Genomic DNA, 25,747 nt, shown 5'->3' on the forward strand with positions numbered 1-25,747 from the left:
CGTTAACAATAGTTCGTTGAGTTCCTTTTTTACAATCTTCTTATTTGCTAAACCATACAGTCCTACAACCCATTTTGACAAACCGTTTTTATCCAAGGTACTACAAATGTCTAACAGTCTAAAATCTGAAAATCTAACGATCTATTAAGTTAAAACAAACTGAATAAAAGTATCCCTATCAATCCCGACAACGGAATAAGGTAGGCAACATTAACCTTTAATTTGATTGATAAAAACAACACTCCAATGAAAATTAACCAAGTTGCCCAATGCATTTCCATTCCTTTTCCTATGGTATAAGCTGCGGAAAAAATCATCCCGATAACCGCGGGACGCAATCCTTTAAAAATAGCTGAAATTATTCTAGATTGCTTGATTTGATCCATAAATCCGGAACAAAAAATCATCAGAATAGCCGGGGGAAAGAAGATAGCAATGGTCGCTACCAAGGCACCCCAAAAGTTCGCAACCTTATAGCCAATAAAGGTTGCACTGATAAAAATTGGCCCCGGCGTAATTTGCCCCATCGCAATTGCATCGGTAAACTCCTTTGCTGTTACCCAATTAAGTCCTTCGACAACGATTTCATGAATAGCAGGAATAATCACGTACCCACCGCCAAATAAGGTGAGACTCATCCCCGAGAAAGTCATCGCAATATCGCGAAGCAACAAGACCTGCGTAAAAGTAGCCTCCTTATGAAACAGCAAGGGAAATCCCCATACGAGTCCAACCAAAACGATTAGAACAACGACCACAGGCAAAAACGATCGGATGTTTTGCTTACTGGTCTTTTGGACCAATTCCGGCTCAGCTTTCTCCTCAACACCTTTCCCATAAAACAAAAGCCCCAGAATTGCGCCACCAGCCATAATCAACACGGTCGTGTAAAACGAACGGAAAAAAATCAACGCTAAACCCGAAAGTATAAGAATAACCAGCTGCAGCACGTCTTTCATATTCTTCCGGGCCATGTTGAGGGCTACGCTAATAATGATTGCAGCTACGGCTGGCAACACGCCTAAAAAGAAATTGGTAAAAGCAGGAACTTCCTCATAAATCGAATAGATGTAGGTTAGTCCCAAAATCAAGCTAAAAGCAGGCAGCAAAATGGCCACCATACTCACCAATGCTCCTTTTATTCCCCGCAAGTGAAATCCCAGGTAGGCAACCACATTGAAAGCCACGGGCCCCGGCAAAACCGATGCCAGCGAGATGCTGTCCAGAATCACTTCATCAGCCACCTTTTTATCTTTCTCAACCAGTTGTTTTTGCACCACTGATATCAGCGCCATAAATCCGCCCCATGAGATCGCTCCAATTTTCAGGAAGGTGAGAAAAAGGTATTTTAACGAGGTCTCCTGATCTTTCTCCATATGCTATTCGTTCAATATTCAAGTTTAAAATTTCAAAGAGTCAACCCTTTGCCTAGTCCTGTTTCTTTGCCTGAGCCTGCGCCTTATTCCCTACTTCTCCACCTTAAAATAAATGTGCTCAATTTTTCGAGGCCAGTAATTGTTATTGGTATCAACATCGGCCGTTTCAAGGTATGGATCCAAGGTAACACTTTTAATTTTCTTAGTACACGTAAAAATCTTCGTTACTTCCTGATGGTTCTTTGTCCAAATTTCAACAGGGATACGCTGAATCTCCGTTGAGCCATCTTCATATTCAAACTGAATAATTAAAGGCATCAACATACCTCCCAATGCTGAAAACGTAATCTCATAAAACTTTTGTTCCTGATTGAGCAACTCCCGTTCTTCAGCTGTCAGTCTCTCATTTAAGTTCCGGACCTCTGCCTGTAACTGGTCAGCCTCCGAAGAAGAAATACTGTCATAACGGTCTTTTAGCGCTTCGTCCAACTCAATGGCTGGCACATACTGCCCTTTATCCCGAATAGTTGCAATATGCCCCTGCTGCGAAGCTTTCTTCTCTTCAGCCAGCTTTCGGGCCTGCTCTTCGCCAACCAGAGGTTCATACAGCTTGACATTTTTTATCGCCAGGTCAACATGCTCAGTTGAAAAATACCATCCCCGCCAAAACCAATCAAGATCTACACCTGATGCTGTTTCCATTATTCGAAAAAAATCGGCTGGTTGCGGATGTTTAAACTTCCACGTTTGTGCATACTCTTTAAAAGCCTGATCAAAAAGATCGCGGCCTAAGATTGTTTCGCGTAGGATGGTAAGTGCAACTGCAGGTTTTCGGTAACTATTCATGCCCGGCTGCAACAAAGCGTCAGCCTGAGTCATTATTGGTGTCAAAGTTCTTTTATCATCGTCCATGTAGCCAATCATTTCAACCGGCTGTCCCGACCACTTCCATTTCGGATTCCAATCACGCTCGGCAATTCCCTGTAGGAAAATGTTAAACCCCTCATCCATCCAAGCCCACTGTCGTTCGTCAGAATTGATAATCATTGGAAAATAATTGTGACCAACTTCATGATGCACCACCCCAATCACTCCCCTTTTCATTTGAGCAGTATAAGATTTATCCGCTTTAGGCTGTCCTTGATTAAAGCAAATCATCGGGTATTCCATTCCAGCAATTCCCTGTACATTCACTGAACTTGCCGTGGGATAGGGAAAATCAAACGTATAGTTAGAATAAATTTTAAGTGTGTGCGCAATTGACTTTGTCGAATATTTCTCCCAAAGCGGATTTGCCTCTTTGGGATAGAAGGACATGGCCAACACATCATTTTCAGAAAACTGAACAGCCATCGCGTCCCAAATAAACTTACGGGAACATGCAAAAGCAAAATCCCGTACATTTTGCGCGCTAAACTGCCATGTTTTAGTAGTCGAAGAATGGCTTTTTTCATTTGCCGATGCTTCCTCTTCGGTAATGATGAAAACTGGCGAACCGGATTTCCGAGCCTGTTGTAAGCGTTGTTGTTGTTCTGAGGTCAATACCTCTTTTTCATTTTTCAACTCTCCGGTTGCAGCAACAACAAAATCCGCAGGAACCGTAATTGCCACCTTGAAATCGCCAAACTCCAAGGCAAATTCAGAACCAACAAACTGTTTAATCTGCCATCCTAAATCATTAAAGACACACAGTCGTGGATAAAATTGAGCTATTGCAAAAACATCCCCACTCCCATTTTCTGCTTCATTGTAGCCTGAACGCCCCCACATCTTCTGAATATTATTTAATTGATAGTGCCATGTCATTCGAAGTTTAGTTGATTTTCCGGGAAGCAAGGGTTTGCTCAGTATCACTTTCAGAATCGTATGATTCTTTACGATCTGTAAATCATGACCATTTTCATCCTGCACGGTATTGATTTTAAAACCACCATCAAAGTCCTGACTCAAGCGTTCTATTGTTTTCAGGTTGACGCTTTCAGACAGTTTCCCCCGCTCAATTTTACTTCGGAATGAATTTGGTTCACGAATATTCTGATCAAGTTGCAACCACAAGTAATTCAATACTTCGGGAGAGTTATTGTGATAATGAATGATTGCCTCACCAGCCAAAGATTTAGCCTCTTCATCCAAGCTAACCGCCATGTCATAATCAACTTGTTGCTGAAAATAGGCTGGCCCCGGATGCCCAGTAGCTGTTCGAAACTGGTTGGGAGTGGGTAACTCCTCAACCAGTTGTCTGAACCTATTTTCATTGGTATGCTGCTGTGCCAACACATTCAGCCCAAAAGCCAAAATGAAGGCACTTCCTAATAACCACTTTTGTATCATCAACTATTCCTTTTCGCGAACGACAATTAAAAAGCCTTTTCCCTGAGGCACCACAATCCGGTCGTTAGGCATCCAGCTTTTCTCCTGCTGAAAACCATCAATTGCCGGTGCATACAGCTCTGCATTCGCCTGATCGATCCCAATTGCGTCCCAGTCAATTTTCAGTTTAACAGCGTCATCCTTTTTAGCCCATGTTGCCAAAGCAATAAGCATTTGTTTTCCTTTGCGTACATAAGCTGTTGCATAAGTATCTTTGCTATTCACTTTCACGGGGTTGTTGGAATCCCAATAACCAATCATTTCACTCTCTTCAATTTTGAAATCATCCCACGCGTTCCAAAGCGGCGTAACATTAACTCTTGGCGCCCGGCCTGTCATTCCAAAGACCATTCCCCGCCACGGATTGCCTCCATCCTGCAACATTTCACCCATCAAACCATAGGGAATCCCCGAGGTTTCAATCAGCCAAAAGTCGGGGGGCAAATTATAGTCGAAGTACTCGCCAAACCATAGCCTGTCGATGAATGGGAAATGTTCCAGGTATAAGTTTGCACTATTGGCAAATCCATCGCGCGGATTAAACTGATTAGCCGAGTGCAGATCGATAAGTGCCCCAGGATTTCCCCGCTCCAACACTTTTCGAATGCGCTTCATGGAAGTCCGGTCAAAAGCCAAGTCATCAATATAAACCCCATCGATGCCAACATTGGTTACCAGCCAGTTTAAACCTTCGATGTAGAAGTTGTGCCAACGCGAAATGCCTGTATTCACCAAAGCAGCATCTTTTATTGACGGAACAAACCAAGCGGCAATGTAATTGGAATCCAGGTGTTCCTGCAACCAGGAAAAACCGCCTCCATTACCGTTGGAGAAAATTTCATCGCCCAAACTTCGAAGCATAAACAATTCCGGGGCTTTGTTAGTCAATTCCCTTACGGTATAGTAAATCTTCACTTTCGCATCTTTATCGTGCGCTTCATCAATGTAAGCTTTCATTCTTTCAGGAATGAAGAATGGGTAGTTGATAAACGAATTGATTTTATTCGCGTGATGAAGGTTGATGGTATTTGCACCATGAGCCAAAGCTGTATCAACAGGCTGAGAGCTGTGATAGTAACGATTATGCCAATGTTTATTGGTATCAATCGGGCGGAATGGCGTAATCAATAAGTTGAAGTAGTAATGCAATTGGTCTCCTTTTTTCACCTTGCGCTTTCCTGAATATGAATTTAGCAGTACTGATCCACTTTTTTCAGAGGTGATGTTGATTCCTCCTTTTCCCTCATTATACCACGAATCGGGCATGTACAGCGGCTTATCCTGATAAAAATTGGTATTCAAAGGGCGTGCATAATGATTATCCGTAAAACGGGCCTGAAGTCCAGCATTGACAGTTCCAATCCATGGGCCATCCTGATTTTTCTCCACAGCCCACTTCCATTTGATGTTTTCGTCTCGAAAGCCACCTTTATAGCCCAAACCCATCATGTATTTGGCTGCTGCTTGCTGATAAGGGATCTCCAACCGAATATCATTCAGCTCCATATCTTTTGTTGCTGTCAGCACCAGTTGATAATTGATGTTTCCATCAAACTCCATCTGCGCCTTACCTTCCAGTTCAAATCCGGGCATCTCATTTTGTAGTTCCCAGGCTATAGCTCCCTCTTTTTGTTTGATCAGCTTAAATGATGGCTTGGTCCATTTTGAAGTTCCCTCAGCAGTTTCTACAACCAGCTTTACGGGAGCTGCCAGCAGTTCTTTTCCTGAACCCTGAATTTTGGTAACACTTTCAGAAAAATAGCTCTGAATACTTTCAGGAAAACCATCTTCACCAAAGGCCACTTGACGTCCCAAACATTTTACCGTATTCCCATCGAGTTCGAGAGCTGAATATGGAGCTACAATTCCGTCATCCTCTGCAATTCTTGAATTTAACCAGCGCAAACGAGACAAACGTTCCGGCTCATTATCGCCCGCAGCCAATACTGCAACCTCCGAAATAGCCAACTTAAGCGTCACTTGTTGTTCAGCCATTTGCTTTGGCTTTACCGTAATCACGGCTTCATACTCTCCGGCTTCAATCTCCAAAGGAATCTGCAGGCCAATCCACAAAGCTTGAACCTGTCCTTTCGCAACCGAGCATACTTTTGCAAATGGCTTTCCTTCCCAATCAATTCCTTCCGTATTAAAACAGGTAAATTCACCTGCCTCAACAACTGGTGTCCCACGATGATTGAGACTGGAAAACTCCACTTTTATATCCTCAATTGCGTTCTGCGCTGCAAAACATCCAAGTTGAAAGGTAAAATATTCCCCTTTTAAGGCTTTTGCTGAGAACTGATTGCTTACACCATCCTGAATCCATTTAAAGGGCAAATCCTTCGTCATTCGAATGGAGTTTTCCCTTGTTTCAGGGAAAAGCAGGTAATCGGTATCACCATGCTCCTTCAGAAGTTGGCTTACTTCATTTTGAGTAGCAATTACTTCCATCGGATAAAACGAATTAAAAGGATCAATCGACTGAAACTGCACCAACTCAGCTTTCGGTTGTGCCCCCAAGTCTTTCGATGTCGCTTTTGCTTCTTTCAACCAAGTCGGTTCTGCCTCATTTGAAAGCTTAGGGTAAGTCACTTTCGGGTAGTTACTCCTCCCGTGTTGCTGATATTTTAAGTAGTAGATGTAGTACTCACCTGGTACTGTTTGAGGCTGAAAAAGAATATCCCCAAATTCACGGTTAACCGCTACGGGATAGTTATTCTTCACCATCTTATTGGTGGTCGCATCAACAACAATGATCGATTTATTTTCTGGTTGAGCATCCCTCCTTCGCCAAGGAATATGCGCCCAAACCAAGTCCGTATTGTCGTAAACTTTTACAACGACCCGATGATTTCCGAGCGAGTCTGCGTCCCAATCTCCAACTCCGTATAAATCTGGGCTTGGGACTATATTGTCTTGTGTCCTTCCTACAAATAAGAAAAGACACACTATTGAAAGTGTCAAAATCAATTGTTTCATCTCATTAAAATTGTTTATTTCATTTGCATTCGATGTAACTCACGATGAATTTTAATATGCTTGTTTGTGAATTTTCACATCTTAAAATTCATGTTCGTTTCATAATGTATTTGTTTAGTCCGATTGTGTTATAAATGATGTTCCATTCCGGATCATCTGATCATGCAAAAAGCGCTATTAAAGACCTTTCATTTCTGAAATGGCCACAATTAATCCAAATTCCGGATTCTTACTTCTGGGGTTAAACAATGTTCCTCCACGCTCCTGTACAATCTCTTGCAGAATGTGCTCAGCTTCGGTCGATTGATCATTTAGCATGGCGTAAGACCAAGTAATCAATTTGTTGTCTGGCTCTTTGGTGCTCCAGGTTTGAAGAAAACTTGCAGCGTCCTGATCTTTCCCTTGTTTTTTTAGAAGCAGCGCCCCTAAATAATGGCTGGGAGAAAATTTGCTTGCGTTTAATGAATAGTCAATAACCTTCGCTTCCAATTCGCTCGCTTTATTCTTATCGCCATTTACTGTCCAATAGATGCTTTCCAAGAAGTCTTCAATCCGCTCATCGGTATCGTAAGGTTTACCAACGCCCAAGTTTTCGGGCCATTCCCGGGCTTGCTCCAAACGCGAAAGGGCTCGTTTGTTTATTTTACTTTCCATCAGCTTTAGCGCATCCATAATACAAGCCTGGCGGTAGGTAATTCGTCCTGCACTGGCCCCCTCATTTGGAAGAATGGTTGTTTTTGCCAGTACATCTAAGGATTTCTCATACGCTCCGTTAATCAACAGGTCTTTTGCCTTTTGAAACGCCAGCACATAGCTATCCGGAAACTTCTTAGCGCCGTCAACAGCCCAATCCAATGCTTTTTCGAACTGCTGTTGCGATTCGTAATAGTTTGATAAGGCCAGGTAGCAACGCCACTCTTCTTTATTTAACTCCCAGGCTTTCAACAAATCTTGTTCACTGTTATAAGCAGAGTCGCTATTAAGCAGGTTAAAACGGGTCAGGTAAAAAGCAAAATAATCGGGCTGGTTGCCACATTCAATAAATCGTTGCCGGGCACTCGTTTCATTTCCTTTAAACCATTCAATTAGACCCAAATAATATTGTGTTTTCCAACCTTCCTGCTGCGTCAAAGCCCATTTCAAAACTTCAGCAGTCTCGCTTCGGAAAGGATAAACCAAGTAGGGAGAAGCTTCAATCGCCCGGTCAAGAATGCCAGTATCACCGGATAACCATGCCAACCAATAATTCCCGACAGCATTGGGTTCAACTTTTTGTAGGATGTGGATTGCCTTATCGTTCAAGCCCAAATTAGCATAAGCAATCGCTTGCTCCAAACAGATTTCCTGCGGCATTTCATAATTCAAAGCTTTCTCCAGCCCAGCTCCTTTTTCAAAAAGGGCAAATGCACTGAATGGATCAATGGTAAGGATATCATCCAATACGGCATTCCGCTTTGCCTGGTCTCCTTTTTCATTTAGGCAGAGCGCCTTCAACTCTAAAGCATTGATGTTATTTCGATTATAAACCAATGCTTCGTTGGCGTATCTCAACGACTTGTTGATTTCTCCATCTTTGAAAAATATTGCAGCTAAATGGGTATAAGCTACCGAGCGATATTCCATAGACCGGGCCGCTAAACTAAAAGCATCCAAAGCATCATACTTTTGATTCAACTTCAAACTCGTTAAACCGAAAATATAATTGGCTTCTGCGTGGTAGGTATCATTCGATAAGGCTTTCAAGGCATAATTAGCAGCAGTTTCATAATCCATTTTCCGATACTGCAGGCCAGCCATTTTCACCAATGCACCTGTATGAAACGGATTTTGCAGAAGTACCTCCCGGTATTTATTTTCCGCTCCTTTGTAATCTCGTTGTTTCTCCACTTCCACAGCTGCCGTATAAATAGCATCTGGAGTATTCCAGTCAAATTCATCTGCTATTTTCACTGGTTTCGATAGTACCCGCTCCTTACCTTCCAGGGTGCTATAACTCATTAAGCCGCCAATTTTCACTTCAATATTGGCCGCTCCTGTTTCAAACGACAAGATAGTAGCCTCCGTTGGTTGCAGGTCAATTTTCTTCCGGCCAATTTCCTTGCCATCTCCCAACACAACTAATTCTTCGGAAACGGATTGGTTGGCACAAAAACCGATTTTTACGGCACCTGACTTTTGCTCAACATTCAGCGATCCATATTCATTGGCTTTCACCATTCCGCCAATTTGCTTGACCGGAAACCACAGCTCTGTAAATTGATGTTCAGCACCAGCTTCAAAGAATAAATGCTTGTAGGGCGTTTCAGCACTTTTTGCCGCAGCCTGGTTAAACAACAAGCCCGTTTGAATTTCTGAATACTGAATATTCCCTGGATCGGTTAGCAGATCTGTCCAGATAGCTCCTTCACGGGAAAGTGCCCACATCCAGATCTTCTGTCCCGGTTTTTCATCGTATGGCGACCAATGTCCCAAGCCAAAGTCCTTATCACGGAAATAACACAGAAAGTGTTCAGCATACTCACCTAAAACATGGTAAGATTTGGGACCACCAAAGTTGTTGTTTTTATACTTCGAGATATCGATGCCCTTGTCACTGACTGGCCAGGGAGTCACTTCTCCCCCATGCCCAATTTCAACGTTCCCTGGGAAATAGTACTCCAAATCCTCCGAAGCATCTACCGAGGCAGTCATCCAATTATAAAGTGAGGTGTTTTGATCGGATGGATTGTACCAAATAGCTTTGGTTTCAAAGTAGGATTTATCAGGAGCCAAACGAATCTCAACCCGCCATTCGGTGCGAGAGGTAATATCAGGAGCACCGACAAAGCAACTCACGCTCCCATCTTCATTTTCCTTCAAAAGATAGTTTACCGGAGAAGCTGTGGTGGGTGCATGTCCAATCGATCCGAAGTTAAATTCTATCCCGCCGGAAGTCCAGGCTCCACGCATGGCAATATCCCGAAACTTAACAACTTTATTGAAATAGATGAATTCCTCGCCTGTCGATTTATCAATCGCTCCAAGCACTTTACCTCCAATTTCCGGAGCAACCAACACTTTAATGTACTTATTTTCGAGCGTAACTAGCTTCCACTGCTGTGTTTGTGGCGTATTGGTAAACCCGTCAAAACGATAATATGGATAGTATCTTGTAGGCTGTGCAACCGGATCCGGATCAGCGTACGGGTAGGTTTTGAAACTTACCATTTCCTCGGATATGGAGGCTTTTTGAGCCCAAACAGACTGCCAGCACAAGAACATAATCACAAGAAAAATAGGTCTTATTTGTAATTTCATAGTAGGTCGTTTAGTTAGTTTATAAATGAAGTAGTCGTTACAAGTAATCAAGATTGCTGCCGCGAAACGCTGTTCGCTCCAAGCAGCAAATCAGCCTTACAAGGCAACAAGCTCTTGCTTTCGGATACTTCTGAGTAGCTCTTCCTGTGGTTGTCTCAATTTCATCCCCTCAGGATCAACAGCCAAAGAAGCTTCCTGTTTCAGGCGGTTATTTTCCAAATTAAACTTGCTCAACTCGGCCTTTGAAAAAGGAGCACTACCAAATATTCCATTATTCTCCAATGCGTAATTCAGTGCAAGAAGCATGTTTCCTGCTTGCTTTTCAAAAATGGCAATGTCCAACGCTGAAAGCTCTTTCTGGTATTTTTTGGAATTCCCTTTCAAAATAGGTTTAGAGACATTCGCCCACATCTGGCCAGCACCAGCGGTATTTTTTGATTCTTCAGATTTGTAAAAGTCAAAAACTGCCGGATTAAACGGAAGCCCCAAGAATGAACTTATCCGCTTCATCTCTTTTTCAGGCGACTCAATCAAGTCTTCGTAACTGACTTGAATAAAGCGCTCTGCTCCAACCTGGCTTTTCAATGCCAGGCATGCCTCTTGATTTCGAGCCCATTGTTTGGCGATATGATAAACGTGCTTTTCACCGACGATGGCCTTTCTAAATGAGCAGGCGACATCTCGCCCATCCCGGAACAGGTGAATGTATCGAGGGCGAATACCTGCCACTTCCAACTCTTCGGCATATTGAATATTGGCCATGCTCTTACAGGCCCAAAAAGAAGCCTGATCATTCCCTGCTTTCAAATCATAAATAACACGAAAGAGCTCAAACAAGCTGTTGCTTTTACACTGCGCAATCAATTGTCCCCGGTTCAACTCAATCCCTGTCCAAACAACAGGATTTCGCTCTACCAAGGTACACACATCATTCGTCAGCCGCCAAAAATTTGCCTCTTCTTGCAAGTTCCCATAAAAAGGTAATAAAGGCATGAGCCGTTGCAGAATATGAGGTGGATGTGGAGCTGTTATTTCTTCAAATTGATTAAGCATCAACCGCAACAGGTTTGAACCTGAACGTTGAGTTCCTATAATTTGTATGGGTTGAATTCGTGCCATTTTGCAATCTCTTTATTCGTTTATTCTTGGGTAAAATAATTGTTCCAACACGAGGCAGGGAGATACTCCATCCGATATGGAACATAGGGAGAATCCAGTTCCCACAAAATTTCACCCGCTCTGTCTGTAATGAGTACTGAACCTGTCTTTGAGCTTGTCTGCAATAGGTTACCATTGTCAAGCAAGTAAGCATTGCCCATCCGAGAAGTATATTTCTCAGTGGGCAATGGAGCATTTATTTTAGTGGTAGCAGTCATCGTTAGCGTATCGAGTTTAAAGGAAAGAGCACGCGACTCCTCTCGGAACAGGTTATTATCAAACAACATATAGTCGCCTTCAGCATTTACATGGATGGCATGTTGAAAAGAAAACAAAGCGGATGGATCCATCTTGAAGTCACCATTCTTCCCAAATTTCCACATGACTTCTCCTGTTTGGGCATTCACTTTCCAAATTTGATCTTCCATAGCTACTGAGAGTAAATAGTTTCCATCCCGATCAAAGTTCAGTGCATTCATATGAAAGCGGTCATAACCAAACTCATCCAGTAAGCTGTCTTTTTCCAAATCCCAATGATCCCAAACGGACCACTTCCAGATTTCATTTCCCAATGTATCCAGCACGACAATACCATCTCCGACAAGAGTATCCCTAACACTTTGGCCGTCCACTTCGTGCGAATAAAGTTTTTCAGTACGATATAAGGTGTGGATATTGTTGTTCTCATCCATGCGAATATCATGATGAATCAAATCTTTCTCAACCTTACCTTGTAACGATGTTCGCCAGCGGATTTTTCCGGTCAGGTCGATTTCTGCCATTGCCGTTCCTCCGGCAAAGCCAATCTTCCCTCGTCGCATAGGCTTTTGTATTTCTTCCAGAATTTTTCGATGCTCTTTCGGTTTGTCGTCAATAACATCCTTTTTGGGCGGCCGAAGCATCGCTAAAATAGTTCCTCGTGGCGTTAATGTTGCGGCACGAACACCGATGTCATCGACCTGCCAATGCCAGCGAATGGCTCCCTGATGATCAACCAGCGCAATATATCCCGGCATGCGGGCATAGCAAATCATTAACAGGCCATCGCCAAAAGCTTCGGGATCATGCGGGCGGCTATCCAACATCCAGTTAATATCCAACCATGGCGATTGCTCACGTGTTTGAAAAGAAAGAACTTTCGAATTTGAATTGATGTAACGATCAATAACAACCTGATATTCATATTCCGAATTTGTATCGAGCAGCAATAAATCCACACTATGCTTAATGGCTTTTGCTGTTGGTTTAGTTCGATATTTCTCTTGCTCTCCTTTTTTCCAATAACGCACATAAAGGCTAGCTGGCCTACTCAACTCAACATCTACTTTCTCTTGAAAAGCATAATTATGAGGAGACGTAAGCTTGATGCTCTTAATTGAAATGCTTTGTACGTACCAGATCCTAAAAGCCCCAATAAGAATTACCAGAAAAACAACTCCAGCGCCAATCCAAATTCTATTTTTTCGTTTCATCCAACTATATTGTCAATAAATACTCGTTTCAGTGTTTCCAAGAATAACCGTCGAAATCGTTATTCCGACAGCTATTCTATGCTAAACTTAACTCTCTCAATCGCTATTAACCTATGGTAGCCTGTTCAAATTTTCAGATGCCATATTGCTATTAAGCTGTGCATCAACCAGTGGGTATGGGAATAATCTCATACTTTCTCTCACAACTGGCGACATCCCTCTATATTCCAAGTAAGTGTTACAGATCTCTTCGTATTTTCCAAAACGGATTAAGTCTGGACGCCTTTTGTACTCAAAAACGAGTTCATAACCGCGCTCGGCCAAGATTTTGTCTGCCATTTCTTCCTTATCCGTTGGTTCTGGGAATCCAGGATCGCCATACTCCGGAGCACCTGCTCTAGCCCGCACTTCATTCAAATAAGGAAGTGCTGCTTGTGGTCCGCTCAACTCATTCTCAATCTCAGCTTTACAAAGGATTGCATCAGCCAAACGGAAAACCGGAATTGTTCGTCCATCGTAGTAGGAAGGATCAACCATTTCGTAAGAGTACTTTTTGGTGGCCACATTCTGCAACAATTTTATCGTATCGCTTGGAGGCACGGTTTGTCCTTCATCTGGCATCATATAGTAAAAACCATTTGTCGTTGACTGATCCCGAGGCGAACGTCCTTCGTAATTGTAGTAGAAGAATTCTTTTCGAGGATCGGCATCATCGTAATTTCTCCAGAAATAAAGCGAAACAGCATAGTACTGCCACTTAGCCATATCCGGATGGTCACGAGGGCCAAAGTGGTTGGTGATTTCACCTCCGTTTTGTGAAGCCTCATGCAAAATACAGAAGATCATTCCTCCATCCTTTTTATTGCTTTCCGACCAAACATCTTTAAAATCCGGATTCAATTGATACACTCCTTCGCTTCTTAGCTGAAGCACCATATCGATGTATGTTTTTGCATTGGCATAGTCATGAGCACGCATATAGACTTTTCCTAAAAGCATGGCTGCAGCACCTTTCGTTGCTCTTGACAATCCTTCTTCCAAGGTCCAGCTTTTAGGTAGATTATCAATCGCGTATTTACAATCCTCAATAATCTGTTCATCCACAACACTCACTGGCGACAGCGGCATATCATAAGTTTCTGAAGGATTGATGACCTCTACAATTAAAGGAACTGGTCCCCAAGCGTCCGTTGCATCGCGATAAGCCAATGCTCTTAAAAAGCGAGCCTGAGCAATCACCTGTTTCTTTTTTGTCTCATCCATTTCTACCGCTTCAATCTTATTGATCAGCATATTGGCATTACTAATGACCTCAAACATGTAGCGCCAATTGTATTTAAAATAGCGGTTATTGGCATCATAAGTAAAGTTACTAAGCTTGGTGGGGTCTCCCGCCGCTGTTGAAAAACCAATATCAGTCGTATAGTCAGTAGTCATGATCAAATAGCCGTTGTAATACATCCAGCCATCACCCGGGAAGGGAGCCAGGTCAGCATACACTCCAACCAAAGCTGCATTAATGTCGCTTTCGGTAGAATAAGCATTCGATGTTGTTAAGTCGCTATACATTTCCGGTTCCAAGTCTGTACAACTCGCGACAAAAACCAGAGCTAATAGTATTATTATATTTCTCATTTCTTTTAGATTTTTGTATTGAATAATTTATTAGCTGTCTTAAAAAGAAACATTTAACCCTACAGTAAACGATCTCATGCTAGGATAAGAGTTGAAATCCAATCCCGTTCCAGCATTTGCATTTTGAGATCCTTTCGACTCATAACCTTTGGTATCAACTTCAGGATCCCATCCAGAATAGTTGGTTATCGTAAAGAGGTTCTCTGCCGCAACGTACAATCTCATTGAGCTCAGGAACTTTATATTAGCTGGAAGCGTGTATCCCAAGGTTACGTTCTTCAGGCGCACAAATGAGGCTTTCTCAATAAAATGGCTATTGATGTAACCTCCAGACTTTGAATAGTAGAATCCATTACGAGGAATGTCCGTGTCGGTGTTTGATGGTGTCCAACGATCCAATGCTTCCGTGGTTCGTTTCCACTCCAGGTTCATGCGAGTCATGTTTAACAAGTCATTTCCCACTGATCCATGGATGAAGACGGATAAATCGAAATTTTTGTAAGCGAAGTCATTGGTCAAACCGAAAATAAAATCAGGCTGAGCGCTTCCGATAATCGTACGATCGTCGGAAGTAATCGTACCATCAGGAATGCCTTCAGGACCTGAAATATCACGGAATTTTGGATCACCTGGCTTGGCGTTGGGCTGTGGTGCATAAGTTTCACCTTCTTGTAAAACACCCTCGTAAACATAGCCAAATAACGATCCCAATGGTTCTCCTTCACGAATAACTGCAAACTGCTCTTCAGAAACATTTCCCACTGGTTTTGATGAAGTAATGTAAATCTCACTTTCACCACCTAAACTGACCACCTCATTCCGGTTAACAGCAAAATTGAAACGTGTTGTCCATTCCAAATCCCGGTTGGTATTGATTGAGTTTAACTCCAACTCAAACCCTTTGTTTTCAATTTCACCAACATTCGACTGAACGATAAAGAAACCGGAGTAAGTTGGCAAATTCTTCTGAATCAGAAGATCGGATGTATTCTTTTTGTAAGCGTCAATTGAAACGCCCAGTCTTGAGTTGAAGAAGCCCATATCCAATCCCAAGTTGTACTGCGAAGTCGTTTCCCATTTCAAGGTAGGATTTTCCGGAGTATTGGGGTTCAAGTGTGTACCTGCCGTATTGGTAGCAGCATCAAAAGTCAAGTGAGTATTACTCATCAATGCGTAAGAAGCATATTCTCCAACCTGGTCATTACCTGTTTTTCCGTAACCCGCCCTAAACTTCAGGTTCGAAAATACATTCATATCTTGAATGAATGGCTCCTGATCCAAACGCCAGGCTAATGATCCGGAAGGGAAAGTTCCCCAGCGGTTTTCTTCTCCAAACCTGGAAGAACCATCTGTTCTCAAAGTAAAAGTTGCTAAGTACTTATCTTTAAAGGAGTAGTTAAAACGGCCAAAGAATGATACTAAAAGACTTTCTTTTCGATAAGATGAAACACCTGTTATCGTTGAAGCAGCCCCAACATTGTGATAAGAGAATAAATCCGTAGAAAAGCCCTTTACTCCAATGGATTCGCTTTGATATCCAAATTTTTGATAAGAATAACCACCCATCGCACTTAATGAATGATCTTTATTGATGGTCGTCCGGTAGTTTACAACGGCATCAAAAAGTTGGTTGAGTGAAGAATACTCATTTCTACCTGCAACACCATCATCAATACTTCCCTGGTAAGTTGAACGTGGAAGGTATCTTCCCTGGAAAGTGTGAATCAACTCAACACCGCCGTTCATTCTCAATGAAAGATTTTTGATTGGCTCAATTTCCAAAAATACATTTCCATTGAACTTATCTTTAGTCATATCATTAACACGCTCCACCAAGTTGGCCAATGGGTTATCTCCACGTCCACCCGGAGGTCGGCCATAACTTCCATCTTCAAGCACTGCAGGAACGGTAGGATCATAGGTCAGAATCCCTAACAGAACGTTTTGATTCAAAATGTTTCCGGCATAAAGCTGGAAGTTTGAGCTTTCGCGTTGAGCAAAAACAGTTGCACCAGCCTTAATGTAATCATTCACTTTCTGGTCAACATTGATCCGACCTGAGAACCTGGAGAAATCCGTATTTTTCATCACCCCTTTTTGGTCGAAATAGCCTAAGCTAGCCAACACTTGTGTGTTGTCGCTTCCTCCTTTAAACTGAATGCTGTGGTCCTGAACAATCCCTTGGCGAGTAGCCTCTTCAACCCAATCGGTATTGACATTGGATTGCAGCTGAGATTGCGTGTAAACAGCATATTCCTGATTTTCCTGACCTTCAATCTCCTGGTAAAGAGCATTGGACAGTTCCATGTACTCTTTTCCGTTGATCATATCAAACGGATTCACAACCTTTTGGGTTCCCAGATAACCATTGTAAGTAATTTGGCTCTCCCCTTTCTTTCCGCGCTTAGTTGTAATCAGGATAACTCCGTTAGCACCACGCGCACCATAAATCGCTGTTGCCGATGCATCTTTCAAAATTTGCATGGATTCGATATCATTTGGGTTGATATCTGCGCCATTCGAGGTTGGAAAACCATCGACCACATACAAAGGCTCGTTGTTACTACTTATTGAGTTTGAACCACGGATACGAATAGAAATACTACCGCCAGGAGCTTTTGAGTTTTGGGTTACAAGCACCCCTGCTGTACGTCCTTGCAAGGCTTGAGCAGCATTGCTCACCGTACCTCCAAGGTTAATATCTTCACTGGAAACAGAAACAACAGCTCCTGTTAAATCACTCTTTTTCTGATAGCCGTACCCAATGGCCACGACTTCCTCGATTCCCACAGCATCAACGCTCAATACCACATTGATTACGGATTGATTTCCAACAACAATCTCCTGGGATCTCATTCCTACAAAAGAAAAAACAAGCGTAGCGCCTGCTGGAACTCCTGAAATCGTATAGTTACCATCTAAATCTGTTACCGTTCCGGTAGTCGATCCTTTAACCAAAACAGTCACTCCGGGTAAGGATTCGTTGGAAGTGTCAGTAACGCGGCCCGATACCTTGGAAGGTTGCTGGGCCAGTAAGTTTTCATCTCCTGCTTTCGAAAGCGCAATCAAATGTCCCTTAATCTTGTACGAAATTTCCGTATTTCTAAAAACATCATCTAAAATTTCAGGAACAACTTTATTGCTTGCTTCCACATCTACAGTTCTCTTTACATCAACATTCACTGCGCTATACATGAAGTAATAATCGGTCTGTTCTTCAATCATTCGCATCACATTCTCAACACTGATGTTCTTTTGGTTAATGCTTAACCTATAGTTTTGCGAGAAAGAGCTAATTGCAAATGATTGCAAGGCGCAAAGCAAAAGTATTGCGAAGGTTAATCTCATGATAAATACCATTTTACTTTTCCATACCCACGACAGGAGGAAAATCATTGAATACTCATTTTTTTTCATAATTTTGTAATGATTTGAATTAATGGTTCAGATTATTTATGTCTTTCGCTGACTGGCAATTAGAGAAGACATGAACTACTAGAAGGGAGGTGTTTTTACATCTCCTTTTTTTAGGTCTCTTTCATTGGCATTTTTTTAGTTCGGTTACTAGCTATTTTTCATAATCATAAGTTTAGTTCCATCATCGGTTTTTAGTTTTGAATATTTGAAGGGGGTTGAAAATTCAAGAAGATCAATAATTTGGTCAAGATTTTCGTTTTTAATGGTAGCAGTAAACGGAAAATCAACCACCGAGGGGTCGTTGATTTCAATCTCGACATTGTACCAACGTCCAAGCTTTTTAAGCACCTCTGCCAGTGGATCGTTTCGAAAAACCAAAGTTCCATCAATCCATGAGGTGTATTTCACAACTTCAACTTTTTCGATATGAAATTGGGACTCTTTCTTTTGGTAATCAGCCAGCTCGCCAGGCTTAATGCGTACCAGCTGTTTGTTTTGTCTAAAATCGCCTTTAAATAAATCGACCTGTCCGCTTTTGAGCACCACACTCACATGATCCTCATCTTCGAAATTCATGACATTAAAGCTTGTACCAACAACCTTCAAGCCGATCTCTCCCAGGTCCAAAATAAACGGGCGTAGCGAATCTTTAGCCACATCAAAGAAAGCCTCTCCTTTTACGTTGACTTTTCGGTATTTACTCTTCGTAAAATCGGAAGGATAAGTAATTTCGCTCCCCGACAACAGCCAAACAGCCGTTCCATCCGGTAACGACATCTTGCGAACTTTCTCATTCGATAAAGATTCTTTCAAGTAGACCACTTGCTGATTTGAATTTTGTGGATTTAGAAGAGTGAAATAGGTCAATGGCAGTACAAGGCCCAGTATGAAGATAGCTACAGCCTTTCTCAGGCTGATCATTAGCGGCTTTCTACCGGCCAACTGCTTTGCCTGAAGCCGTGCCGAAATTTTAGAATAGAGCTTCGCAGAATCAACTTTTTCAATCGCATCAAATTGTCCAGAAGTCCAGATCGCATCAGCTAGTTTTTCATACTCCTGATTACCTTGTTCGCTATTGAGCCAAACAAAAAGACTTTTCAATTCCGAATCTGAGATGCTGCCGCTAAAAAACTTTTCAAGCAGCTTTATTTTCGTTTCAGTTTGCATAGATCGTGTTTAATATCACTAGTAAATACACGCGACCTTAAAAAAACTGCCACTCCGAATTAAAAAAAATCAAAAAAAGTTTAAAATTGCTTACAAATAGAAGATATTTAGCACCATGAAGCTATATTTCCTAAATTCTTCTTTTAGGTACTTATTGGCTTTAAATAACTGATGATCAACCGTAATCACAGATATTCCCAGACGCTTTGCAATTTCATTTCTTGAAAGCCCTTCAACTTTTTGAAGGAGAAAAATTTCTTTTCGTTTTGGTGGTAAACCGTCCAAAATAGTTTCAATAATGCGTTGAGTTTCTTTAAACAGGACATACTGATCAGCCGACTCCTCGGAAAGATCAACAACCAGATCAAAACGACTCTCAAACACCTGGCGGTTCACTTTCTTCCGGCTATAATTCAACGAAGTATTCTTGGCGATTTTAAATAGAAGCGCTTCAAAAGGGTAATCTTCCAGAAAATAAGCTCGACTCTCCCATATTTTTATAAAGGTTTCCTGGACAATTTCTTCGGCATCCTCTTTCGATCTCAACATGGAAAACAAAAAGGCATACAACCGCTCATGGTACTGATCAAAAAGCAGCTTAAAAGCCTCCGCATCCCCTTTCTTAAAAGCCTTGATAAGATGTATATCCGATTCTATTGCGCCCAACTTCCCTTGAAAATAAATTTTTCTATTGCCCTAAATATCGGATATAATTCTTGAAAATCATTTTTCTAGAATAATTTATTTTAGACAAGATTAAAGTTACGAATAATCATAATTAAACGTCATAATGTTTAATATTATCCTCAAAACTATGACTAGCAACAAAAAAATAAAATACAAATATTTGCGATCCAATAAGTTAATCGTTACAAACAATGATTGTCTTAGCGAAGATTATGCAATAAAAACAGCTTCTGAACTCCAACAATTTGCAATAAAATATTTGCAACTACTGCGCTTAATTAAAAGTGATTGCTTGCGGCAATAATAAGAACGGCACCAATTAGAACAAGAATTCCGAGGTTAAGTGTTTTACGGGCTTTTTGAGGAGCACCTGTCCATTCTCCCCGAAATATCCCCCACAGATTTCCAATGACAATGGAAAGTGAGACCAACAGTGGCCATCCAACAACCAAGCCTAAATCGCCTAAAACGACAGCACCATAGCCATAAGCATAGAAACTTCCAATCCACATGGCTGACATGCCCAGGATCAGGCCCCAATTCATCGTTTTGTGCTCATTAAGAAATGCTTTCAATTCTTTTCCTTTAATAAGAACAAACAAGCAATATCCCATATTCACCAGAGATCCTGCCGTAAAAAACAAAGACCAAATTACATTTCCGGCCATCGCCTGCCCTACGCCATGCTCAACTGCAATTCGGGTAATATCCTGACTAAAAGCAGCTCCCAAATTAGGCAAACACGATGTGAAGCCTGAAATGATTGCCAGAACTAATCCTGCCGAAGTGTATTTAGAAAGGTTTGTACCCTCCTCTTTTTTTGCCGAGGCTCTTGCGCAAAAAATGATTCCCACAACAGAGATAACCGCTCCAAAGAGAATCAGCAGTCCTTTTAATTGCAAAAAGACCGAGGCTGAAAAAACCAAGGCAGGAACTAAAGTCCCCGTTATGGCATTAATGCCCATAATAACCGGATAGCCGATAGCCATCCCCAATAGATCCATCGCCTTTCCGAAAAGAATAGCACCAAGTCCCCACAACAAGCCAAAAAATAAGACCAAGAGTAACAATTTAACCGGAACTGCTGCCACAATAGCTCCAATGCCCGGAATTGTCAACCAGGCAATTCCCCAATTTAAGAGCAACATGGCCAAGAGCGAAAAAGCAAACCAACTATGGGCCCATTGCCATTTTTTGGTGTAAGTCATTGGCAGAAAAAAGGATCCCTGCAACACGCCTGCAAGCGCAACAATAAACAGTCCGGTAAGAAGATTCATAATACGTCAATTTTAGTTTAGTTCGTAGCAATAAAAGTAGGCTGCACCTAAGTCAACAGCAGGTGCAGCCCAAATATCCTAATTATACCCTGGATTCTGGGTCATGTTTGGATTTAAATCGATTTCCGATTGAGGAATTGGCAACAAGTACTTTCTGTCAGCATTAAAATGCCGCTCTTCAACAACAATGCGGTCACCTTCCCAACTCACTTCGCCAGTGGTATGATCAACAGTTCCCAAGCGAGTGCCTAATACCTGTCCACCCAAAGCTTCACTTCCAATGTCCCAACGCTTTATATCGAAATAACGTAAGCCTTCAAAAGCCAACTCAATCCGACGCTCATTTCGCACAACAGCCTCTGTCAAGTTCTCTTTAGGCGGCATATTCACGCCATTACGAGCGCGAATCAAATTAATGTAGTCCAACGCTTTATCGGTATCCTCCCCTGTGTAAAGGGCACATTCTGCAAAAATTAAATACATCTCGGCTAATCTAAAAATCATGAAGTCACCTGATTGGTTCCAAGCATCATCGTAAGGCTCAACGTATTTACGCACAGGCATACGAGTTGGGCAATTAATTGGGTCACCGCTTTTATCGGGGCCATTAAATGGATCGAAAAAGTCACCATAATAAGGAGCCCCCGGATACAAGACAGTCATTGCCAAGCGAGGATCTTTATTCTCAAACGGTTTATCCTCATTAAAAGGGCTACCATCCGTCGATTCATAGGCTTGTATCAAATCCCATGATGCTTGTAATGCAGCCCAGCCTCCTTGCGAGTTAGGCAGACATGTTAATGAGGCAATGTTGTTGTACTTGTCAGGCACAAACTGAAGACTCAAAATAGCTTCTTTATTATCGGATTCTGCAGCAGGTAAAAACAATTTGTCGTAACCATTTTGATACAACTCAAAGCAAGGCATTTCGATAACTTGTGCAGCTGCATTTTGAGCCGCAGCATACTCTCCCAAATACAATTTAAACCGGGCTTTTAGGGCCAATGCAGCGCCTTTGGTAACATGTCCGGAAGCTTCAATCACATTTTGCGTAGGAAGTGCTCCTCCAGCGATAATTGCATCCAACTCGTCAAACACAAATTTAGCTACCTGATCCTGAGGAGTCCGTGGTAGTGCAGCCTCATTAATATCAGTAATCACCTCTGTAACCAACGGCATATCACCATAGTGAATCACCTTATTGAAATAATCATAAGCTCTCAAAAAGCGAACTTCAGCTTTGTAGCGCTCTTTCTTTGCTTCATCCATTTCAACCTGATCAATCCGCTCCAGAAAATCATTGTACTTCCTTACTCTCGAATAAGTAAACCATTTCCCTGAGTTACCATCCGTCCAGGTAGTTGTCCCGTCAGTTGGCGTTAATGATCCATTGCCTAACTTTTTTGCACCATAATCATATTGCTCATAACCATTGTCTGAGGCACCATCAAAAAACAAAATATTACTCCATCCTTCCCATCCCCGATAACACCCGGTTAGAGCAAGGTCAGCGTCTTTTTCCGACTTCCAGAATGTAGCTTCGGACATCGCACCATTTGGTGCCAAATCCAGGTAATCATCATTGCACGCTACCCCAAACAATGAAATGGTTAGTATATATAAAAACTTCTTCATCATTTATTTCTTTTTTAGTACTTGATAAAATTTAACTATTGGTATGAGCGACTTAAAACGTAATGTCTATTCCGAACAAAAACGTTTTTACCTGAGGATAAGCATAACTAGCATAGCCACTACTCACCTCTGGGTCAGCATCATCAGAGAAATTAGTCAATGTAAACAAGTTCTGTCCATTAAAGTAGATTCGAGCGCGTTCCACCTTGTTCTTGGTTATGGTTGCAGGAATGGTATATCCTAACGTGATGTTCTTTAAACGTAGGTAGTCCGAGCGCATCACACTAAAAGTGCTTAGTGCTGAATTAATTGCATAGTTATTTGGTAAAACCCGGGGGAAGTAGCCATCTTTCACAACTGTTCCATTCTCAACAATTGTACGATCCAAATGCTTTTCCTGAGCATTGGCGCCGTCAATAAATCCCCACATTAACTCACGGTTGAAAGTACGATATACATCCGCTGCCCCTTGGAAAAAGGCTGAAAAATCAAACTGTTTATAATCAGCTTGCAGAGTAAACCCGTAAGTGTACTTCGGCTGTGTTGTACCAATTACAACCTTGTCTTTTGAATCGATAACACCATCGTTGTTCTGATCTTTATACCTCAAGTCACCGGCTTGTTCCAGCCCTGTTCTATGAGGAAGTGTCGATGCTTCTTCATCGGTTTGGAACTTTCCAATGCATTCGTAGCCATAAAAAGCTTCCCAAGGATCACCTTCCCTTCTCAGCAAGTCACCCGTTGAAGGATTGGGATAGGTGACGACTTCATTCTTGTTGTAAGTTCCATAAGCCGACACGGCATAGTTCAACGCTCCTACTTTTCCCTGGTGACCCAATTGTAATTCAACTCCTTTATTGCTCATCGCTCCAATATTAGACACGGGTGCTTCCAGTCCATACGCCGCAGATACCGGAATCTTCGTCAAAATGTCTTCGGTCAAGCGATCGTAATAATCAAATCCTAAGCTAAAGAGGCCATCAAAAACGGCTGCATCCACACCAACGTTCCACTCGGTTGTTGTTTCCCACGAAATGCTTGGATTATTTGCCGTTGTTTGGCTGGCTCCATCCTGCATCACGTTGCCAAAAGGATATCCCTGCCCGGCACTAATTGTACTCAAATATTGATAGCTATCTGTTCGGTGATTCCCCAGTTGTCCCCAAGAACCGCGAAGTTTAAGGTTATCAAGCCATTCCTTTTGCTTCAGGAAAGTCTCTTCAGAAATCCGCCAACCGGCACTAAATGATGGGAAAAAAGCTTCCCGAACATCCGGTGCGAATTTGGAAGAAGCATCACGACGGAGCGTTGATTCAAAAAGGTATTTTCCTTTATAATCGTAGTTAATACGGCCAAAGTACGATCCCAAAGCCGTTTCGTCAGATGAACCTTCTGCTTTCATTCCTTCAGAAGACCCTGCATTTAAATCAGTTAATGCGTTTGACGGAAAATTTTTCCGGTAAGCTTTTGTTACATGCGAGGCATACTTCTCCTTCGATGCTCCCAGCAATGCTTTTATGGCATGATTTCCAAACGTTTTCTCGTAAGTTAAGGTTGCCTGAAGTGTTGTGGTTATGGTACGTCCCAGATAGTCCTCTTTCGAATTTGGACCTTGTTCAATACCGCCAGCATAGGTAATCGTTTTGATATGTGTTCTTCCATCATCAATCGTATAATCAACACCAGCCAAAGTCTTTAATGATAGTCCGTCGGCTAAAAACATTTCAAGAAATGTACTTCCTAAAGCATGCGAATACATTGAAGTTCCTTGTCCGCCTGCTTCAATCCAGGCAATTGGGTTACCATCAACGTGCGATTTGATAAATTGTCCTCCTTCATTCTTATTGGCAATTGCATTGGGAATCCGGTTTGCCTGACGGAAAAACTGGTCAACTCCAATTCCGACAAAAGGATTGGTAGGCTGAACGATTTCGCGGCGTGATAAGCTTGAATTAATTCCAAACTTCAACCAATGAGCAAGATCGCTATCAAAATTAATACGTGCTGTGTACCGATCTTGATTGGTATTTTTCACCAACCCTTTTTGGTTATAGTAAGCCAACGAAATCATATAACGCGAAGTATTACTTCCTCCGGTAATGCTCAGATTATGATTGTGGGTAAAGCCTGACCCCTGAAGCAATAAATCCAACCAATCGGTGTTAGGAGCTTGCCCGTTTTTAAACGCTTCCAGCTCCTGATCAGAGTATTGAGGCGATTTTCCCTCGTTGGCTAAACCTTCATTCAGCAGCTTTGCATATTCGTAGGATGAAAGATGGCTGGGTAAGTTTAATGGATTCTGAAAACCAGCATAGCCACTGTAATTGAGTTTCGGCTCTCCTTTTTTTCCGCGCTTGGTGGTTATTAAAATGACCCCGTTCGCAGCTCTTGTTCCATAAATCGAAGCAGCAGATGCATCCTTCAAAGTCGTAATGCTTTCAATATCGGCCGGATTTACATCATTCATGCTTGCCTCTAATCCATCAACTAAAACCATCGGGTCTGAATTATTCATCGTTCCCACCCCTCTGATTCGGATTGTGATCCCTTCTTTTCCGGGTTGACCTGAATTTTGAGTGATCGTTACTCCCGGCATACGCCCTTGTAACAGGCTAGCCACATTATTGGCAGGCTGGCCTTTAAGCTCATCTTCAGCCACCGAACTTAAAGCTCCCGTTAAATTCAATTTCTTTTGAGAACCATAACCAACAGCAACCACTTCGTCTAATCCAATTGCATCATTTTCCAAACTAACGTTAAATTCCTTGTTGTTTCCGATTGCTATCTCCTGGGTTTTCATACCCACAAAAGAGAACACAATGATTTTAGCCTGGGGATTCACCTGCAAGGCAAATGCCCCATCAACATCGGTAATGGTTCCAATTGTTGTTCCTTTAACAAACACCGAAACACCCGGCAATGGCGTGCCGGTATCTGCCTCGGAAACAGTTCCGGTAAGATTAACCGGTTGTGCTTTCAAAAAGCTTGTTCCTACAAAAAGGACCAGGAAGGCTAGCAGTAGTTTTCGCCCCACCCTGTTCTTAAAGTCATGATTTTTTTTCATAAGTTTGAATGTTTTAAGTTTTATAATAGCCACTTCGGTGGCTGTTAACTTATCAGCATGATGTTAGAGCATCATGTAATCCACCGGCAAGTGTTTCCGCATTTGCCGGTTTTTATTTTAGTTCATCGGTCTTTTCAGTTTATACCTCTTAAATGCTTATTGAAGTCCTCTGTTTTTAATTTCGTTAGCCAGTTTATTTACTTGTAGCTGATA

At 42.0% G+C, this 25,747-nt stretch carries 13 protein-coding genes; all 13 read right to left on the reverse strand.

Annotated elements, in window-relative coordinates; all coding sequences use genetic code 11:
• Positions 1 to 149 precede the first annotated feature (149 nt).
• The 13 genes from chrA to BM156_RS16140 all read right to left on the reverse strand — a co-directional run bounded on the left by chrA (position 150) and on the right by BM156_RS16140 (position 25,534).
• Positions 150 to 1,376, reverse strand: a complete 1,227-nt coding sequence (chrA, locus tag BM156_RS16080; RefSeq protein WP_093920923.1) for a chromate efflux transporter — start codon at positions 1,374 to 1,376, stop codon at positions 150 to 152.
• Between the two features lie 90 nt (positions 1,377 to 1,466).
• Positions 1,467 to 3,707: a M1 family metallopeptidase gene (locus BM156_RS16085; protein ID WP_139218312.1), complete on the reverse strand. Its 2,241-nt coding sequence runs from the start codon at positions 3,705 to 3,707 to the stop codon at positions 1,467 to 1,469.
• 3 nt (positions 3,708 to 3,710) lie between these two features.
• Entirely contained in the window at positions 3,711 to 6,725 is a 3,015-nt protein-coding gene (locus BM156_RS16090) for a glycoside hydrolase domain-containing protein (protein WP_093920924.1), read from the reverse strand.
• 177 nt (positions 6,726 to 6,902) lie between these two features.
• The gene (locus tag BM156_RS16095; protein WP_093920925.1) at positions 6,903 to 10,022 is read right to left on the reverse strand and encodes a DUF5107 domain-containing protein; all 3,120 of its coding nucleotides are present in this window, start codon (positions 10,020 to 10,022) and stop codon (positions 6,903 to 6,905) included.
• A 96-nt stretch (positions 10,023 to 10,118) separates the two neighbouring features.
• Positions 10,119 to 11,141, reverse strand: a complete 1,023-nt coding sequence (locus tag BM156_RS16100) for a sulfotransferase family protein (RefSeq protein WP_093920926.1) — start codon at positions 11,139 to 11,141, stop codon at positions 10,119 to 10,121.
• Between the two features lie 20 nt (positions 11,142 to 11,161).
• Positions 11,162 to 12,652, reverse strand: coding sequence for an aryl-sulfate sulfotransferase (locus tag BM156_RS16105; protein WP_093920927.1), 1,491 nt, complete (start codon positions 12,650 to 12,652; stop codon positions 11,162 to 11,164).
• Between the two features lie 111 nt (positions 12,653 to 12,763).
• Positions 12,764 to 14,287, reverse strand: a complete 1,524-nt coding sequence (locus BM156_RS16110; protein ID WP_093920928.1) for a RagB/SusD family nutrient uptake outer membrane protein — start codon at positions 14,285 to 14,287, stop codon at positions 12,764 to 12,766.
• Positions 14,288 to 14,326: 39 nt separating this feature from the next.
• Positions 14,327 to 17,635: a SusC/RagA family TonB-linked outer membrane protein gene (locus tag BM156_RS16115; RefSeq protein ID WP_212733537.1), complete on the reverse strand. Its 3,309-nt coding sequence runs from the start codon at positions 17,633 to 17,635 to the stop codon at positions 14,327 to 14,329.
• 216 nt (positions 17,636 to 17,851) lie between these two features.
• Positions 17,852 to 18,871 (reverse strand): FecR family protein, encoded by a 1,020-nt coding sequence (locus BM156_RS16120; protein ID WP_093920929.1) that lies wholly within the window; start codon positions 18,869 to 18,871, stop codon positions 17,852 to 17,854.
• 90 nt (positions 18,872 to 18,961) lie between these two features.
• Complete coding sequence (locus tag BM156_RS16125) at positions 18,962 to 19,537, reverse strand: RNA polymerase sigma factor (RefSeq protein WP_166642760.1); 576 nt, start codon at positions 19,535 to 19,537, stop codon at positions 18,962 to 18,964.
• A 299-nt stretch (positions 19,538 to 19,836) separates the two neighbouring features.
• The gene (locus BM156_RS16130; RefSeq protein WP_093920931.1) at positions 19,837 to 20,835 is read right to left on the reverse strand and encodes an L-rhamnose/proton symporter RhaT; all 999 of its coding nucleotides are present in this window, start codon (positions 20,833 to 20,835) and stop codon (positions 19,837 to 19,839) included.
• Positions 20,836 to 20,913: 78 nt separating this feature from the next.
• Positions 20,914 to 22,473 (reverse strand): RagB/SusD family nutrient uptake outer membrane protein, encoded by a 1,560-nt coding sequence (locus tag BM156_RS16135; protein WP_093920932.1) that lies wholly within the window; start codon positions 22,471 to 22,473, stop codon positions 20,914 to 20,916.
• A 49-nt stretch (positions 22,474 to 22,522) separates the two neighbouring features.
• Positions 22,523 to 25,534: a SusC/RagA family TonB-linked outer membrane protein gene (locus BM156_RS16140; protein ID WP_093920933.1), complete on the reverse strand. Its 3,012-nt coding sequence runs from the start codon at positions 25,532 to 25,534 to the stop codon at positions 22,523 to 22,525.
• Positions 25,535 to 25,747 lie beyond the last annotated feature (213 nt).

The organism is Sunxiuqinia elliptica (assembly GCF_900113005.1).
Taxonomy (GTDB): Bacteria; Bacteroidota; Bacteroidia; order Bacteroidales; family Prolixibacteraceae; genus Sunxiuqinia; species Sunxiuqinia elliptica.

What these genes read in the sequence shown, in the direction of transcription:
- BM156_RS16140 (WP_093920933.1), bottom strand. Translation starts at nt 25,534, where the DNA reads ATGAAAAAAAATCATGACTTTAAGAACAGGGTGGGGCGAAAACTACTG.
- BM156_RS16105 (WP_093920927.1), bottom strand. Translation starts at nt 12,652, where the DNA reads ATGAAACGAAAAAATAGAATTTGGATTGGCGCTGGAGTTGTTTTTCTG.
- BM156_RS16085 (WP_139218312.1), bottom strand. Translation starts at nt 3,707, where the DNA reads ATGATACAAAAGTGGTTATTAGGAAGTGCCTTCATTTTGGCTTTTGGG.
- BM156_RS16130 (WP_093920931.1), bottom strand. Translation starts at nt 20,835, where the DNA reads ATGAATCTTCTTACCGGACTGTTTATTGTTGCGCTTGCAGGCGTGTTG.
- BM156_RS16110 (WP_093920928.1), bottom strand. Translation starts at nt 14,287, where the DNA reads ATGAGAAATATAATAATACTATTAGCTCTGGTTTTTGTCGCGAGTTGT.
- BM156_RS16100 (WP_093920926.1), bottom strand. Translation starts at nt 11,141, where the DNA reads ATGGCACGAATTCAACCCATACAAATTATAGGAACTCAACGTTCAGGT.
- BM156_RS16120 (WP_093920929.1), bottom strand. Translation starts at nt 18,871, where the DNA reads ATGCAAACTGAAACGAAAATAAAGCTGCTTGAAAAGTTTTTTAGCGGC.
- BM156_RS16095 (WP_093920925.1), bottom strand. Translation starts at nt 10,022, where the DNA reads ATGAAATTACAAATAAGACCTATTTTTCTTGTGATTATGTTCTTGTGC.
- chrA (WP_093920923.1), bottom strand. Translation starts at nt 1,376, where the DNA reads ATGGAGAAAGATCAGGAGACCTCGTTAAAATACCTTTTTCTCACCTTC.
- BM156_RS16135 (WP_093920932.1), bottom strand. Translation starts at nt 22,473, where the DNA reads ATGATGAAGAAGTTTTTATATATACTAACCATTTCATTGTTTGGGGTA.
- BM156_RS16115 (WP_212733537.1), bottom strand. Translation starts at nt 17,635, where the DNA reads ATGAGATTAACCTTCGCAATACTTTTGCTTTGCGCCTTGCAATCATTT.
- BM156_RS16090 (WP_093920924.1), bottom strand. Translation starts at nt 6,725, where the DNA reads ATGAAACAATTGATTTTGACACTTTCAATAGTGTGTCTTTTCTTATTT.